The organism is Aliivibrio fischeri ATCC 7744 = JCM 18803 = DSM 507, assembly GCF_023983475.1.
GTDB classification, from domain to species: domain Bacteria; phylum Pseudomonadota; class Gammaproteobacteria; order Enterobacterales; family Vibrionaceae; genus Aliivibrio; species Aliivibrio fischeri.
The window spans coordinates 1,485,706-1,502,060 of the sequence record NZ_CP092712.1; the positions used below are offsets into that span (position 1 = coordinate 1,485,706).

18 protein-coding genes are annotated in these 16,355 nt (G+C 38.2%); 2 read left to right on the top strand and 16 right to left on the bottom strand.

Going from position 1 to position 16,355, the window contains the following annotated elements; genetic code table 11:
- Window positions 1–62: 62 nt before the first annotated feature.
- Window positions 63–2,108, top strand: a complete 2,046-nt coding sequence (locus tag AVFI_RS06955; protein WP_188863828.1) for a tetratricopeptide repeat-containing diguanylate cyclase — start codon at window positions 63–65, stop codon at window positions 2,106–2,108.
- A gap of 45 nt (window positions 2,109–2,153) precedes the next feature.
- Here the strand turns inward: AVFI_RS06955 and AVFI_RS06960 are convergent, their stop codons facing one another.
- On the bottom strand, window positions 2,154–2,546 hold the full coding sequence (locus AVFI_RS06960; protein WP_012533080.1) for a hypothetical protein: 393 nt from the start codon (window positions 2,544–2,546) through the stop codon (window positions 2,154–2,156).
- Between the two features lie 376 nt (window positions 2,547–2,922).
- Between AVFI_RS06960 and AVFI_RS06965 the strand changes: the two genes are divergently transcribed.
- Window positions 2,923–4,151, top strand: a protein-coding gene (locus AVFI_RS06965) for an IS3 family transposase (protein ID WP_408580437.1) whose coding sequence is annotated in 2 segments (ribosomal slippage) — window positions 2,923–3,286 and window positions 3,286–4,151 — 1,230 coding nt in all. Because the reading frame shifts where the segments join, the coding sequence is not laid out codon by codon here.
- 72 nt (window positions 4,152–4,223) lie between these two features.
- Here AVFI_RS06965 and nadS read toward each other — a convergent pair.
- The 15 genes from nadS to AVFI_RS07040 form a co-directional block, all read right to left on the bottom strand.
- Window positions 4,224–4,508 (bottom strand): NadS family protein, encoded by a 285-nt coding sequence (gene nadS, locus AVFI_RS06970; protein WP_017019613.1) that lies wholly within the window; start codon window positions 4,506–4,508, stop codon window positions 4,224–4,226.
- The gene (locus AVFI_RS06975; protein ID WP_196582701.1) at window positions 4,505–4,861 is read right to left on the bottom strand and encodes a type II toxin-antitoxin system RelE/ParE family toxin; all 357 of its coding nucleotides are present in this window, start codon (window positions 4,859–4,861) and stop codon (window positions 4,505–4,507) included. Before AVFI_RS06975 ends, nadS begins: the two co-directional genes overlap by 4 nt.
- 4 nt (window positions 4,862–4,865) lie before the next feature.
- Complete coding sequence (locus tag AVFI_RS06980; RefSeq protein ID WP_054775272.1) at window positions 4,866–5,333, bottom strand: NUDIX hydrolase; 468 nt, start codon at window positions 5,331–5,333, stop codon at window positions 4,866–4,868.
- Window positions 5,334–5,369: 36 nt separating this feature from the next.
- Entirely contained in the window at window positions 5,370–5,504 is a 135-nt protein-coding gene (locus AVFI_RS20430; RefSeq protein ID WP_265338951.1) for a hypothetical protein, read from the bottom strand.
- Between the two features lie 302 nt (window positions 5,505–5,806).
- The gene (locus AVFI_RS06985) at window positions 5,807–5,959 is read right to left on the bottom strand and encodes a hypothetical protein (protein ID WP_188863376.1); all 153 of its coding nucleotides are present in this window, start codon (window positions 5,957–5,959) and stop codon (window positions 5,807–5,809) included.
- Complete coding sequence (locus tag AVFI_RS06990; RefSeq protein ID WP_188863375.1) at window positions 5,956–6,669, bottom strand: zeta toxin family protein; 714 nt, start codon at window positions 6,667–6,669, stop codon at window positions 5,956–5,958. Before AVFI_RS06990 ends, AVFI_RS06985 begins: the two co-directional genes overlap by 4 nt.
- Window positions 6,670–6,840: 171 nt before the next feature.
- A complete protein-coding gene (locus tag AVFI_RS06995) occupies window positions 6,841–7,155 on the bottom strand; it encodes a helix-turn-helix domain-containing protein (RefSeq protein ID WP_054775270.1) in 315 nt (104 codons plus the stop codon).
- Window positions 7,142–7,474 (bottom strand): type II toxin-antitoxin system RelE/ParE family toxin, encoded by a 333-nt coding sequence (locus AVFI_RS07000; RefSeq protein WP_054775276.1) that lies wholly within the window; start codon window positions 7,472–7,474, stop codon window positions 7,142–7,144. The genes AVFI_RS06995 and AVFI_RS07000 overlap by 14 nt, the downstream gene beginning before the upstream one ends.
- A gap of 184 nt (window positions 7,475–7,658) precedes the next feature.
- On the bottom strand, window positions 7,659–8,246 hold the full coding sequence (locus AVFI_RS07005) for a DUF1294 domain-containing protein (protein ID WP_188863379.1): 588 nt from the start codon (window positions 8,244–8,246) through the stop codon (window positions 7,659–7,661).
- A 165-nt stretch (window positions 8,247–8,411) separates the two neighbouring features.
- Window positions 8,412–9,071 carry a hypothetical protein gene (locus tag AVFI_RS07010; RefSeq protein WP_188863374.1) on the bottom strand — a complete coding sequence of 220 codons (660 nt, stop codon included), beginning with the start codon at window positions 9,069–9,071 and terminating at the stop codon, window positions 8,412–8,414.
- A complete protein-coding gene (locus tag AVFI_RS07015; RefSeq protein ID WP_188863373.1) occupies window positions 9,071–10,312 on the bottom strand; it encodes an AAA family ATPase in 1,242 nt (413 codons plus the stop codon). Before AVFI_RS07015 ends, AVFI_RS07010 begins: the two co-directional genes overlap by 1 nt.
- Before the next feature lie 172 nt (window positions 10,313–10,484).
- Window positions 10,485–11,273 carry a DUF2971 domain-containing protein gene (locus tag AVFI_RS07025; protein WP_188863372.1) on the bottom strand — a complete coding sequence of 263 codons (789 nt, stop codon included), beginning with the start codon at window positions 11,271–11,273 and terminating at the stop codon, window positions 10,485–10,487.
- A 563-nt stretch (window positions 11,274–11,836) separates the two neighbouring features.
- Window positions 11,837–12,859, bottom strand: a complete 1,023-nt coding sequence (locus AVFI_RS07030; RefSeq protein WP_054775268.1) for a formate dehydrogenase subunit gamma — start codon at window positions 12,857–12,859, stop codon at window positions 11,837–11,839.
- Window positions 12,860–12,875: 16 nt separating this feature from the next.
- Window positions 12,876–13,484, bottom strand: a complete 609-nt coding sequence (gene fdh3B / locus AVFI_RS07035; RefSeq protein ID WP_005419330.1) for a formate dehydrogenase FDH3 subunit beta — start codon at window positions 13,482–13,484, stop codon at window positions 12,876–12,878.
- 13 nt (window positions 13,485–13,497) lie between these two features.
- Window positions 13,498–16,353, bottom strand: coding sequence for a formate dehydrogenase subunit alpha (locus AVFI_RS07040; protein WP_005419336.1), 2,856 nt, complete (start codon window positions 16,351–16,353; stop codon window positions 13,498–13,500).
- Window positions 16,354–16,355 lie beyond the last annotated feature (2 nt).

Below are 16,355 nucleotides of genomic sequence, written 5' to 3' on the forward strand. Positions count from 1 at the left end.
GTATATTTATACTAATTCTATTGATAAAATAAATAATACTGATTTGTTTTTGATATTCCTGCATGAACCTTAGGCTTTTAACAGCTTCGCTGATTTCTCTTATTTTAATTATTATTCTTTCTATTAACTTTTTATCTGAAGATGTATCTGTACATTCAACTAAAGAATCACCTTCAATTAAAAAAGCCATTGAATTAATCCTTAACATTCAATCAGCCCGACGTGGTGAACACCTAGATTATTTAGAATCTGTTGTCTCTCAACACGCTAGGTTAAAAGCAAACAAATCAGAAACCTTCTATATAGAATTTCTTAAAGGTTATATCGCCTCTGCAAACAATCAGTTTAATTTGGCTGAAAAGCATTTTAACCGTGCTCAACAATACATCTACCCTGCACTTCCTTCGCATGTATTATCGCGTTTTTATTATGAAAGAAGTTATATTGAAATAGAACAAGATCAATATGAAAGATCGAAACTTAGCTACCAAAATGCAGAAAATTTATTTAATTCAAATCAAGACTATAGTCGTGCTTTCATTTCGATCTCATTAGGTCGAACGTATGATCTTGCACACGTAGAACAAGGCAGTTTACTCAGCATTCAGCAAGCCCAAAAAACACTCGAATTTGCACAAAAAATCAAATACCCAGAAATGGAGAACGTCTACTTTATCCTTGGCCTTTCCTACTGGAACAATAACCAAACCATTCTCGGCATTGATTTTAAATTAAAAGCGTTAAATATTTACATAGAGAAAAAACAGTATAGCGATATCGTTTACACCTTAACGGATATTGGTATCGATTATCTATTTTTAAAAAACTATGACGAAGCGATTCGCCAATTAACGCAAGCACTTGAATATCAGAACAAAAATAACCACACAGAGCCTGATGAAGCCTATTACATCGTATACAAGCTATATAGTGCTTATCTTCAAATCAACGACATGGAAAATGCAAAGTATTATTTAGATGAAGCTGCGAGACTCCTAAGAATACAAAAAGACTCCATTGTTAAAGAGAATTTTCAAACAAACCAATTATTACTAGAAGCTGAATACCTATCGATTACAGGAAAAGCGAAAGAAGCACTCATGCTGCTAACCCAAGCTAATGAGCGCCATAAAAATGGGCTTTCAAACAGCTTTTATCATTTTGATGTCACCTTATATAACACTTATGGCAAGGTATACAATCACTTAGGTTTGTATGATGACTCTATTTATCACCACACTTTAGCCAAAGATGCGATTCAACAACGTAAACTGTTTTATCTAGAAGATGAAACGTATTTCTACTTATATGATGCTTATCAAAAACAAAAAGACTATCAAAAAGCGGCTTTGTATTTAGCAAAAAGCCACGCAGTAAAAACTAAACAGTTGAATGATAATAACCAAGCACAAACGCAGTTTTTACTTCACTCTTTCGATAATAAAAAGAAAGAAAATAGGATTTTACAACTTGAAAGAAACGCCAGTAAGATCATGTTCTTCTCTGGTTTCCTTCTTTGTATTTTGATCGTTATTGCCGCCTTCGCCCGAATTTTGATGAATAAAAACAAAGAGATCAACGCACTTAATCTAAAATTGCATGATCTTAGCTTAACGGACGGTTTAACAGCAGTACCCAACCGCAGAGCATTAGAACTTCACCTATTAGAGAATAAGCAAGATTTAACGGTTCGCTCTGTTATGATGATAGACATTGATTACTTTAAAAAATACAACGACACCTATGGTCATAAAAAGGGTGATGAAGCATTAATTGCCGTCGCTAAGACATTAAAAGAAAGCTGTAAAGAAAATGACTTTCTTACAAGATTTGGTGGTGAAGAATTTATTATTGTGATGAAAAATACCAATAAAGCAGAATCAATACAGATGGCCGAAAAAATTCAAGCCTGTATTACTTCTCTATCTATTCCTCACGAGAGTTCTGATGTCTCTTCCTTTATCACTTTGAGTATTGGTATTACCACCTACTCTATTAATAAAGAAGATGATTCAAACAATGAAAAGGCGATCATCGAAGCTGATAAGGCGCTGTACTATTCTAAAAACAATGGCAGAAACCAGAGCAACCACTTTTATGATATTTAAATATAATGTTTAAAGCCTGTAATTACACAGGCTTTAAATCGCGCATTATTTAGCAGGAGCAAAGTCTTCTGCAGCTTGACGGTGCGCCGTGTAAATTGCCTCACCATCACTCTCTGCATCAAAAATTACCGTTACATCAGGTGAGAAAAGAAGCACATCACCTACTTCTGCAACGTATTTATTACCAGCAACGTCACGAACAACGATCTTGCCTTTAGTAATTACTTTGTATTCAACTGAATCATAAAAGTATTCAAACTCAACACCCGGAGACATAGTAAAGTGTCCCATCGTTAATGCGTTGGTGTTATTTGTTACAGCTACTTCTGCCATATCACTCTTTAAGCCAGGCTCATTTAATAATTGGCTAAGATCGTTCAGTTTAAAGCTACCAGATTTAATCAGCGTGATGCCTGATTTTTCAGTCAATGTTGTCATATTAATATTCTCTTTGTAATTATATCCAAACTTTACATACCAGTAGGCCACTGATATTTAAGGGTAATACCTCTAAGGCATGGAAAAGAGTTTAACTATATTTAAAACACGAACAATATGACCAAAACGTAAAACATTCTTACGTAACCTGTTGTAATGACAAAGATAAGCTCAGAATACGAAAATGATGGTTAAACGAGCGATGTTTTGAGATTAAAAGCACTCACAATACCGTGAATACACAAAACACTTTTACAGTATTAATAGTAATATTTTGGCTTCGTTTAAATATAAAAAGCCGAACAAGTTACCCTGCTCGGCTTTTAGGTGTATTTTGTCTCGTCCTGAAATGTGTTTACACATTTAGGACTTTTATATGACAAATCAAGAAAAAACAAAGAATAAGCGAACTCAACGCGATTATTCATTAGGCTTTAAATTGCAGCTTGTTGCCGCTATAGAAAAAGGCGATATGACCTATAAGCAAGCTCAAAACATTTATGGCATTCAAGGTCGATCTACCGTACTTACTTGGTTAAGAAAACACGGTAAGATGGACTGGTCTCAATCACCTAAGATTATTATGCCTAAATCCCCGAAAGCGAAAGAATCGCCTGCACAAAAAATTAAACGTTTAGAGCGAGAGCTTGATGATGAAAGAATGCGTAATTTATTACTTAATGAAGTAGTGAATATCATGGACGCAGAACATGGTGCAGGCCTTAGAAAAAAGTATATTGCCAAGGAGCAAGAAGTCTTCAAAAGCAGAAAATGATCAGCTTAGAGCGAGCTAGTCAGCTACTTGGCATTACAAGACAATGTATATACCAACAAGAACGTAGAGCTCTGAAACGTGCCGTTGAACTTTCACCGGTTAAAAATATGGTGCAAGAAATTCGTCGATATATGCCTCGTATTGGAGGTAAAAAATTATATTTTTTACTTAAGCCCAAATTCATCACTCATGGCATAAAGTTAGGCAGAGATAACTTTTTTTCCTATTTAAGAAATGAGTGCTTATTAGTAAAACCTAAACGAAGTTATACAAAAACTACCTATAGTAAGCATTGGATGAAAAAACATCCTAATTTACTTAAAGAAGTAACACCTCAAGCATCTGAAGAGGTTTTTGTTAGTGATATCACTTACGTTCAATCACAAAAAGGTATTCATTATTTATCTTTAGTAACAGATGCTTATAGTCGAAAGATAATGGGATATGAATTAAGTGATGAAATGAAAGCTACTGATGTAGTCAAAGCTCTTGATATGGCGATAGATAGCCGTCAATATCAAAGGAGTACGATTCATCATTCAGACCGAGGATTACAGTATTGTTCAAAGGTTTATCAGGAAAAATTGAATAAAAATGATATTAAGCCATCAATGACGGATGGTTATGATTGCTATCAAAATGCATTAGCAGAGCGAATAAATGGGATACTTAAACAAGAGTTTCTTTTGTATGACTGTAAAGATTTAGAGGAGTTAAGGCATTTAGTTGAAGAATCTATTTTTATTTATAATGAAATGCGGCCACATTTAAGCTTGGGAATGAGTACACCAAATCAAGTACACAAAAAAGCCAAGTGCGTACGCACTTAGCTTTCAATTAAAAATCGTCAACGTATTTTAGGACGAGACATTTTGATAATACAATCGTTTGTTATGTATTGATTACGCAAGCGCCCTAATTACAGCTTTAGGATCTTTAGCGAGTACATTTAATAGCACCAAAGCTGGACCTCTAGGCGTTCTATCTCCACGTTCCCAATGACGTAACGTTCCTAAACTAATACCAAAAGTAGATGCAAATTCAGCTTGAGTCATTGCTATGTTATTGCGAACGGCTTTAACGTCAACAGGAGAAAATTTGTGGACTGTCGCACTTTTAGTTTCACCTTCAGCAAACTCAATTGCTTCCATTAAGCCTTGTTGGATACTCTCAAATGCACTACTCATGATTGTCTCCTGTAATTATCTGCAAGTATTTTGGTTAATTTATTAAGAACATTACATTCAGCTTTGGATAGATTTGCTTTCTCATTTTTTCCAAAGAGTGAAAGCATAAACAGTGGTATATCTTCATTATGATAATAATAAATAACTCTTACACCACCACTTTTTCCACCGCCTTCTTTCGCCCATCTCAGCTTACGAACTCCACCAGTACCTTGCATTAATACACCTGCTTTAGGATGCTCTGCAAGATAACTGATGATTTGTTTGTTCTCATCTTCAGAAAGGAGTTTCTCAACTCGTTTCTTGTATTCGGGTAATTCAACGATAGTATGCATAAGCTCAGTGTAAGCCAATGGATTACTTCTGGCAAGTTCTGCTTACATCTACCCGATAAAGGGCATTAACGGGCTTTTCTACAAAATACGACCACACATGCTTAAACACCGCATGCTGATTTGGAAATGGAGCTAACTCAAGTGCTTCTTCTAAACTACACCACTTATATTCGGTATGTTCTTCATTTAGCACCACCTCTTGCTGTGGTGGACACATCACAACAAAAACAGGGATGAGTTGAATAACATTAACACTGGCTTCGTAAAATTGTTCTAAATACTGGGCATTGTATAGGTTTGAAACGTTAATTTGAGTCTCTTCCTTAAACTCCCGAACGATTGCATCAATGCCCGTTTCACCCTGCTCAATTGAACCTGCAACATGACACCAAAAGCCACCCTTTACTCTTTTCATGAGTAGCATTTTTATTTCGCCATCAATTTTTGATAACGCGACGCCAGACACAACAGACGAACTTAGTGGGATCATATTTACCTCGAATTTGAAATGATGAACAACACAAGCCTATTTATCTTTTTCTTTGCTTTGTAAATATTCGGCATATTTTTTAGAAATAAGCTTGTGGATATGAAACCCTGTTTTACGAAGTAAATACCAATCTATCGCAATTAATATTAGTAAGCCTATTACCGTTCCCATTTGAAACCCTCCTTGAACATAGAATCATAACTCTACCAAACCATTGGTAAAATTTATAAACCAGAAAGCGATTTATGCTAAGTAGCTATGATTTTTAGAGAAGTTACGTCTATTGAGGAATAAAAACTCATTTGAAGTAGAAAGAAAAGACGACATTAGTTAAATATGGAAAGCTCTCATAATTGTAGTGAGTAACACTACCATCTCACCTAAACTATTGCGCCTTAAACACAAAATCCAACGATGAAATTAATAATGCCATGCGTTGGGAATCACTCTTAAATTGTTTGTTATGCTAAATTTCACGTGTGAGATTGAGCTTTTTTTAAAATGCTAATTTGCGCCTCTGTCGCTGCTGCAATTACTTTTTTATAAACCTTCTTTTTATCTCTTGATGAAGCATTCTTTACGAAACGAGATAACGGCGAGGCTGTATTACTATTTGTATTCATCATTTAATTCCTACTATTTCTTCCACTTCTTTAGACGTGTATGTTGGTTTTAAATATGGTTTTAGTGAATTTACATTACTATGATAATTTCTAGTTGAACCATCATTATCTTTTAGCAGCAAATCGACCTGAATTCCTTGTCCAAATTTCTCTTTCAGCTGTTCAACTACAGCCTGAGAACCAAAAAATTGTTGAACAAAGTGTTCTGGGAGAATCTTTCGCCCTTCAACAATTTCCCTTGCTTGTACAAACTGCCATGCTAGTTCTGGTCGTTGATAAACAAAGATAATGAGAACTGCACGTTCTCTTTTCAAAGAACGTTCTATATTCTTTTCAGCTACATTGTAGCTAGCCAATGTGCCATCAAGTAAAAAGCTTTGACCATTCTTTAGAATGTAATCCATCGCTCGTTCAACGAGAATGACTACAGGTTTTTGGAATAAATATGAATTCGAACCATCATAATCTTCAAACTCACTTCGCAAGTCATCAGGGTCTAAGCGGAGTACATGACCACCCTCGCTTGTTAATGAAGTAACTAATTCCTTTGATGACTCAGTTTTTCCAGCTCCTGGGGATCCGCTCATAAAAACAGATACAGGTTCCGATTCGGGGAGATAGATAGATGTATCCGTCAAGTTTCGACAGATCCTAGTTCTATTTCTTTTAGCAAATTCTATTGCCTTTTCAGTCAGTTCAATATCACTAAACAACGTCAAGTGCCCCTAACAAATCTTGAATTTAAGATTATACTATATTTTTCAATATTTGACATAACACTGTATTAAGATGTGATTAACACAATACCGAAGCCACCGCATACTACCGTAAACGCAACACATGGCAAAACTGCTACACGTTGCAAATTACTTTTAAACAGATTGCTATAGTTCAGCGATGTGCGACAGAGTTTCGGGGTGACGCTGAACCAACTTTAGAAGAGTAACAGCTTGCCCATTAGGTGCGCTACGCCCCTGCTCCCAGTTTTCTAATGTGCGTGATGATGTATGCAGTAAACGAGCAAATACACCACGAGACATATTGAATTGCTCACGAATACTCACAATTTCATCAGGCGAGATATCTAACTCACTGATGTCATTAACTTGGTGAGTTTTCAGAGTTACTTTACCCTCTGAATGCTCTATAGCTTCAACAAGTGCTGAACTTAGTTCAGTAAATAAGTCACGATTGCTCATTGCGCCACGCCTCCATAAAAGCCTTTAGTTGTTTCTTTTGATCTGCGGTTAAATCTGACATTTCATTCTTGCCATAAATCGTAAGCAAGTAGAAACGACGCTTTTCATCGAGGAAGTAGTAGATAACACGAGATCCGCCGCGCTTACCTTTCCCTTTACTTGCTACTCGAATTTTTCGCAAACCACCTGTACCTTGAATCACGTCACCTTGTTTCGGATTCGACATAAGTTCAGCTTGGAACAGTCGAAACTCCTCGTCACTGAGATATTCGTTACGATACTTTTCAAATATGCTTGATTCGACAAATATACTTTTCATACGCAAAGTATACGCAAATAACGTACAGATAGCAAAACTATACGTGATTAACGTACGTAGTTATGAGTTTTGGGACTGTAAATCTGACCTGAGCTATCGCCGCATTAAGTGGTAAACAACGCCTCCTTAAGCACTAAACGCAATACATTAAACGTTTTGTTAGGCAATATCCTCATAACAACCATTAAAGTACGTTGCCAATAATATTTTGCACAAACATCGTTCCTGATGAGGTAAATGTCCAAGCAAAAGCGCCGATATTCACAAAAATGGTGATCCACAGGATCGTTTTAAAAGGCTGTTTTTTCGATTTGTGGCGAAATTGATTTTGCGCAAACAATGCTCCTGGCCAACCTCCTAACAAAGACAACACATGAAGAGTGTTCTCTGGTGTTCTCCAGTTACCTTTTTTCGCTGCATTTTTATCAACCGCATACATTGCATATGTTAGTAAAGACATCCCTAAATATAATACTAGAAACATCTTTTCACCATTGAACATGACAAGAGCAACGCTCGCTAAAACAAGATAAATAACGCAAAACATTATCGTTGACGGGATGGTATTTGCCCCCACAATTGAGACATTATTTGCATTGAAGCGTCCCTTTATTTCTTCATTTATATCGAAGCTAACTTCATCACCAACCTTAGGGCGACGATTCTTGTTTTTTAATGTTGAAATATGAAGAAAAACCTTCAACTCGCCATTTAAAGCGGAAATGAATCCATAACCTTTTGAGTCATTCCACTCTACAACTCTACCTTTCATCATTTTCCACTACTCTATCGATATTCGCTTGTGAGTTAACACTCTGTTAAGCTGTGAGCAGTGCAATACTAAAGCCGCCGCATACTACCTTAAACATCGAATGCAACGCATAGCAAAAATGCTACGCGTTGCGAATCACTCTTAAACAGATTGTTATATGCTTTTTTAGTTCATCGTATCTTGCAATAAAGGGCCTAACTCTGAATCTTCAAGAACACACCATCTAATAAATGCAGAATACGGAGAAGATCGTTCGATAATAACCTGAATTCTTTCAATTGCCTGTCCCTTATCAGTTTTTGTCGCTACTGGTGAGTAATAGGCATTAATCTGGTCTAGCAGTAAATTATATTGCTCAAATACTTTCCGGCGTAGAAAAGAACCAGACACTTTTTTATTAACAGTGTGTTCACTATTAAAGATTTTATCCAAAAGTTCTTGAGTTTCAGTTGTTTTAATATCGTCGTTCATCGCAACTATTTGGACACTTTTCGCATAAGGCGTTGCCGGTGGAAGGTGTTTAATTGCCCTAAAAACATCTGTCCTATTATCACAACAGTTAATCAGGTTATTATATTTTGCTCCTTTAATATTGTTACATCTACTACAAACAAAAAACAAATTATTCCAATCAAATTTTTTGTCTAAGTTCCCCATATGAGCATCAAAATGCTCTACATTGATGTCTTGCGGTTCTTTTGTTTCACATAGATAGCATTTATTGAAAAAAATCTCTTCAAGTGCATCATAAACATCGTTACCATCATATTTAATTCTATCTTTCAGTGATGCAGGGGCTTCTTCTGGTCTAATTACATTAAACATTACACCCCCTTACTCATCACTTTATTGACAACTAATTGCGCCGTTTTCAAAAAGAATTTGGATTCATCATCTAATTTATTTTCGTGCTGACGGACATCATTTACTAATCTTTCAAGTTCCGTAATATCAGGGGAAGTTGAAGAGGCCATTTCACTCATCTTAAGGATTTTACTTTTTAAAATTTCAGATACTGGCAATACATTGAAAAGCCCTTCAAGCACAGATTCATAGGAGTACATTGATAAATCATCAACATGTTCAAGCCTAGATAAGTCATAAATCACTGCATCATCAACCGAAGAAACCACAAATGGCGAGTGAGTTGTAACGATGAACTGCACTCTAGGGAACGCTTTATCTAAGAACGAGAATATCTTACGTTGTAGAGATACATGTAAGTGAGCATCTATTTCATCTATAAAAACAACACCGTCTATTTCATCAGGGGCAATAGATCTAAGCTCGACCTTAGTTAACAAGTCTGCATACACTGACAATATTGATGAAAAACCAGATGACAACTGTTGAAGACGATAAGGTTCTTTATTGTTTTGTTTTATAAAAAACGTCTGTTCTTTTGAATCAAAATTTAATTTAAGTGATTGATCTTCGAATAACTCTCTAAGATCTTTTTCTAACTTGTCAAACCACTCTTTAATTTGTTGCGCTTCTGCCGGGTTATTATCAATTGATGGAGATTCTGCATAAGCCTGAGATGTTTTATGGCTAACAAGGTATTCTTCAAATAATGTGGCTGCTGCATTACCCTGCCTTTCGTTATTCTCTTCTTGTTTAAGTTTCTCTTTACTAACAGCTGCGCGAGATGCTTTTATATTTGCTTGTCGCGTAGCATCAAATTTGGAAAATAGTGCTTTCCGTTCATGATAACGAACCACAAATTGCTCAAGCTCAGATAGGGAAATAGGTGGATTTCTAGTTTCTTCCAACTGTTTTTGCCACGTATTAATGTTACTTAAATAACTGTTATAGTTAGCACTTGCCTTACTTGTATTTTCAAGCAATGATTGGAAATGATTAATGTTATTTACAAGCTCTTGCTCATTATGATGTTGCCTATTCACAATGCTTTTTTTAAGAACTTCATACAGAAAGTTTAGAAGCTGAGTCTTACCGCAACCATTACCACCCGTAAGAATTAAATTCTTACCCATAACATCAATTTCAACTTCTCTCGTTGAATACGGTATTTTTGTTTTTATCGTTTGTATGTAACCTGTCATATTTTAAATCTCTAAAAATTATTAAAAAACCTTCATTGTGTAAAGCATGCTTCAAGCATATAACGCCCTTTTAAGGTGTGAGCAACGCATTACCGAAATTCCCGCATACCACCACGCAACGCATAGCAAAAATGCCACGCGTTGCGAATCATTCTTAAACAGATTGTTAGGTTTATAATTCCGTAAAGTTCAGGGAGTACTCTTCTGGACTAATCGAAGCTCTGTAAACTGAAACATTTGGCATTGACTCAGAAATTAATTTCCGATATTCAAAGCATTGCTCTTCTTTCATATTAGCGCCAAAATAAATTTCCTTGATACAATCTAGTGGGACTTCATGGAGATAAATTGAGCAATCAAAGGCACACGTAGATTTTTGTTTTTCACATATTTCAAGGTCCTTAAACAAACGCTCCTCTTCCTCGTATGCCCAATCTAGAGACTTCTCGCAATACAAACTATCCAAAGTTGGTAATTCAGAAATCTTTCTATTATGTCGGTAAGTAACGCGCTTTAAAGGTGGATTAAATTCTTCACGACCACTATCACTGAAAAAACTATGATTTTCGTCCAACGCAACAACAAACCCTGTATGTGAATCAGCATAATGTGACCACATAAGCATATTTCTGTGGTTTCTTGAAAGCGACAATATACCAAACAAACTCGATAGATAGTTCGTAACCATTTCTCCCTGAACATGAGGTAGGCTCAGATAATCTGAAGCTTGCTGCATACGCTCAAATTGAGTATCTATTTGCGCGCTTTTTGCAGGGAATCGCTGTTTACGTTTAGCTTTCATGTCTTCAAGAGTCTCCGCTTTTACAACATCCCCCACTTCCATTTGCAATAAAACATTAGACTCAAACGGGTCATTTAATGCCTGAAGTTGAGTAAACCTAAGCTGTCTCTCTTTAATGAATTTTTCAATGCGTTGACCGCCCAAATATTTGTATAACACTGATTCCTCCATAAACATAACGCTCTTTCTACGACAAAATGTCTTATAGTTCCCTACCACATTTGTCGCAAATTATTCTATTAAGTGTCTCGCCTTTCCTAAAACTCAAATAAATCACCACCATAAACTCGTCGATATCACTTGCCGCTTTCATGCTATGCGACAATCTGTCGTTTTATGCGATTAGCTCACAGGCGGCTTGGATAAACCATAAATAGCGTGGTTGATAATACGACCGTTTAAGTTTTCGCAATTAGTGACAAAACGTAAAAAGAAATCTTCAAACTTGGCGTGTGATGGCTAAACAAGCCATTGAGATAAATAGGCTGCATCCTTTGAGTTGGTTATTTATCTTTCGCACATCATACCCTTTAATGGGTAGATTTCATTTACTTTTTTTATGTTTTGCTTATAAGTTCTAATTTTTCATTAAACTCTAAGTTATTGATAATATTAACTATAAATATTGATATTTCTCTTTCACCAAGCATCAGGCACAAAAAAGCCGAGCAAGTTACCCTGCTCGGCTTTTGAATTTATGACAATAAAAGTGATTAACTTGTTTAGCCTACTTTCTTATCTTGTGGTTGGTTTTCAGGAAGGTCTTTCACTTCGTGATACCATAAGTCATGGTGCTCTTTTGCCCATGTCTCATCAACATCACCCGTTACCATGCCATCTAGACCCGCTTCCATACCGAACAGGCCGATATAGATGTGGAAGATGAAACCACAGATAAGGATAAGTGCTGATAGCATATGCACAAGGTTAGATAGTTCCATGTCACGACGTAATTGGCCGAACATTGGGAAATCTAAAACAAAACCACTGAAAGCAACAACGATACCGAATACAATTAGTAACCAGTAAATTGCTTTTTCACCACCATTAGAGAAACCAGCTGATGGGTGTGAACCTTTGTGTTTACCTACCATACCGCCCATTTTCATGAACCATTGAATGTCTGTCTTGTTGAAGATAGATTTTCTCCACCATTTCAGAAGTACACACATTAGTAGGATAAAGAAGATCGGTCCCATGTAGTTGTGATATTGCTTCGCGGCATAAATGATCATGCCCCAGATTTCACTTGGTAAAATCGGTTTTAAAAAGTGTTTACCATAAACTAAACATAAACCACTGAACGCTAGAGTTAAAAAGCTAAATGCCATGCTCCAGTGTAAGGCGCGATCCATACGAGACCAACGTTTGATCTTACGGCCTGTTTTTGGTTTGCTTAGTTTTAATGGACCCACAACGAAATACGCCAGTGTTACCATTACTAAACTACCAAAAATAGCAAGTGCACCTAATGGTGACATCCACTTCTCTTTTAGTACAAACCACGTTTCGCCTGCCGTACTAATAAGTACGCCATGTTCAGGCCATTGCGAAGTTGTGTAGCCTTCTTGACCGGCTCTTACTTCACGCCAGATATCTGCGCCAGCAAGTTGGGTCATTTCTTTCTCTGCGCTCTTCGCGGCTGCACTCTCATTTGCCATGCTTGGCATAGCAAATGAAAGCGTTAATGCTGCCATTAGCGGCAGCAATAACGAAAGAGAAAGACGTTTTAATTGTTTCAACATCACTCTCTCCACCGGATTAGCTCTTAGTCGCATCAAACGCAAGATCTTCACCGTCAGTCCAACCAGCGTCTTTCGCGCCACGCTCAACCACACGTTGACGGAAGATGTCAGACACTTTCTCTGCATCACCAGCCAATAGTGCTTTTGTTGAACATAGAGAAGCACACATTGGTAATTTACCTTCAGCGATACGGTTTGCACCGTATTTCTCACGTTCTTCTTTAGAACCTGGTTCTACACCTGGGCCACCAGCACAGAATGTACATTTGTCCATTTTACCACGCTCAGCAAATGCACCCTGTTTAGGGAACTGAGGTGCACCAAATGGGCAAGCAAACAGACAGTAACCACAACCGATACAAAGATCTTTGTTGTGACGTACGATGCCGTCTTCTGTGTGTTCAAAACAGTCTGCAGGACATACTGCTTTACATGGCGCATCAGTACAGTGCATACATGCTACTGAGATTGATGTTTCACCTGGTTCACCGTCGTTTAGTGTTACTACGCGACGACGTTGAATGCCCCATTCTAGAGCATCGTCATTTTCGTTTTTACATGCAGTGACACAGCCGTTACATTCGATACAACGCTTGGTGTCACATAAGAATTTCATTCTAGCCATTTTATATCACCCCTTACGCTTTTGTGATTTTACATAGTGTCACTTTGGTTTCCTGCATTTGCGTTACAGGGTCATAACCATAAGTGGTTGCTGTGTTTGCTGCTTCACCAATAACGTATGGATCAGTGCCTTCTGGGTATTTATTACGTAAGTCTTCACCTTGGAATTTACCGCCAAAGTGGAATGGTACGAATGCTAAGCCAGGCTTAACGCGACGAGTTACCATTGCCTTAACGTGAATGCGACCTTTCTCTGCACCTTCAACCCAAACCATGTCACCGTCTTTAAAGCCGATGTCGTTTGCGTCTTTCGGGTTAACTTCAACGAACATTTCTTGTTGAAGTTCAGCTAGCCATGGGTTTGAACGTGTTTCTTCACCACCACCTTCGTACTCAACAAGACGACCAGAAGTCAGAATAATTGGGTATTCTTTTGACTTGTCTTGGTCTTGAATTGTTTTGTACAGCGTTGGAATACGGAAGTTCGCAGCGCGGTCATCCCATGTTGGGTAATCAGCAACAAGATCACGACGTGGTGTGTATAACGGCTCACGGTGTTGTGGAACACGGTCAGGGAACGTCCATACAATTGCACGCGCTTTTGCATTACCAAATGGCATACAACCGTGTTTAATAGCAACACGTTGAATACCGCCAGATAAGTCAGTTTTCCAGTTTTTACCTTCTGCTGCTACTTTCTCTTCTGGTGTTAAATCGTCCCACCAGCCTAGTTGTTTAAGCAGTTTGTCAGTGAATTCTGGGTGACCATCTTCGATTTCACAACCTACTGGGTAGCTGTCTTCAGCTAGTAGGCTTTGACCTTCATATTCCACACCAAAACGTGTACGGAAGTTACCGCCACCTTGAGCTACAGGTTTAGACGTATCATAAAGGATATGCGTACCTGGGTGCTTCATTTCTGGTGTACCCCAACAAGGCCAAGGAAGACCGTAGGTTTCACCATTTACTGGGCCGCCTTCTGCTTCTAGCGTTGTTTTGTGGAACGTGTGCCAGTTTTGTGTGTGCGCTTTAATACGCTCAGGGCTTTGACCTGTGTAACCGATTGTCCACATACCTTTGTTGAATTCACGTGTGATGTCTTCAATTACAGGTTGGTTGTTTTCATCAATTTGGATGTTTTTGAACAGTTGATCTGCATAACCAAGTTTTTTACTTAGTAGGTACATGATCTCGTGGTCAGGTTTTGATTCAAACAGTGGCTCAACGATTTTTTCACGCCATTGGAATGAACGGTTTGATGCCGTTACAGAACCGTGCGTTTCAAATTGTGTTGTTGCTGGTAGTAGGTATACGCCATCAGTACGGTCGTTCATTACCGCTGCAACCGTTGGGTATGGGTCTACAATAACCATCATATCCAGCTTGCTCATTGCTTTTCTGATTTCAGTACCACGTGTTTGTGAGTTTACTGCGTGACCCCAGTAGAACATTGCACGGATATTGTCGTTTTGTTCGATGTTTGCTTTGTCTTCTAAAACACCATCAACCCAACGAGATACAGGAATACCAAAGTTATTCATTGGCGTTTTGCCGTTGTATTTACCTTGGTCGAAGCGGCCTTTCACCCACTCGAAATCCAATTCCCATACTTTAGACCAGTGTTTCCATGCGCCTTCACCAACACCGTAGTAACCAGGAAGCGTATCAGAAAGAACACCTAAATCCGTTGCACCTTGTACGTTATCGTGACCACGGAAGATGTTTGCACCACCACCTGATTTACCCATGTTGCCAAGAGCAAGTTCTAGGATACAGTATGCACGTGTGTTGTTGTTACCTGTTGTATGTTGAGTACCACCCATACACCAAACAACACAACCTGGACGGTTTTCAGAAAGCAGTTTTGCTGTTTCGTAAACTTCAGCTTCAGTAATGCCTGTTACACGCTCAACTTCTGCTGGGTTCCATTTTGCAACTTCTGTGCGGATCTCATCCATACCAAATACACGTTGGTTAATGAATTCTTGATCTTCCCATTTGTTTGCAAATACATGCCATAGTACACCCCAGATGAAAGCGACATCTGACCCCGGACGCAATGCAACATAGTGATCAGCTTTTGCTGCCGTACGTGTACGACGTGGATCAGCAACAACGATCTTACAACTGTTCTTCTCTTTTGCGATCAGAATATGTTGCATTGCTACTGGGTGCGCTTCTGCTGGGTTTGAACCAATGAACAGAATTGACTTACAGTTGTGCATGTCATTGAATGAGTTTGTCATCGCACCGTAACCCCAAGTGTTTGCTACACCGGCTACAGTTGTTGAGTGACAAATACGCGCTTGGTGGTCAATGTTGTTTGTGCCCCACATTGCTGCGTTTTTACGATACAAGTATGCTTGTTCGTTGTTGTGTTTTGCAGAACCTAACCAGTAAACTGAATCAGGACCTGACTCTTTACGGATCTCAAGTGCTTTGTTACCCACTTCTTCAATCGCTTGTTCCCACGATAGTTTTTTCCACTTACCGTTCTCAAGCTTCATTGGGTATTTTAGACGACGCTCACCGTGACCATGTTCACGAAGTGCTGCACCTTTTGCACAGTGACCACCTGCGTTGAATGGGTGGTCAAATGCAGGTTCTTGACCAGTCCATACGCCATTTTGTACTTCAGCGTAGATACCACAACCTACTGAACAGTGTGAACAGATAGTACGTTTCACTTCTGTAGGTGCATCAACTGGCACTTCTTTCGCTTGTGCTTTTTTCATCATGCTTGGAACAAACATGCTTGCACTTGCTACTGCACCCGCAGCAATTGTTGAAGTACGCATGAACATACGACGTGTAATGCCCAGTTGGTTCTCTTGCTTCTGTACCGAATCGGAACGTTTAGTCAGTTTCATTA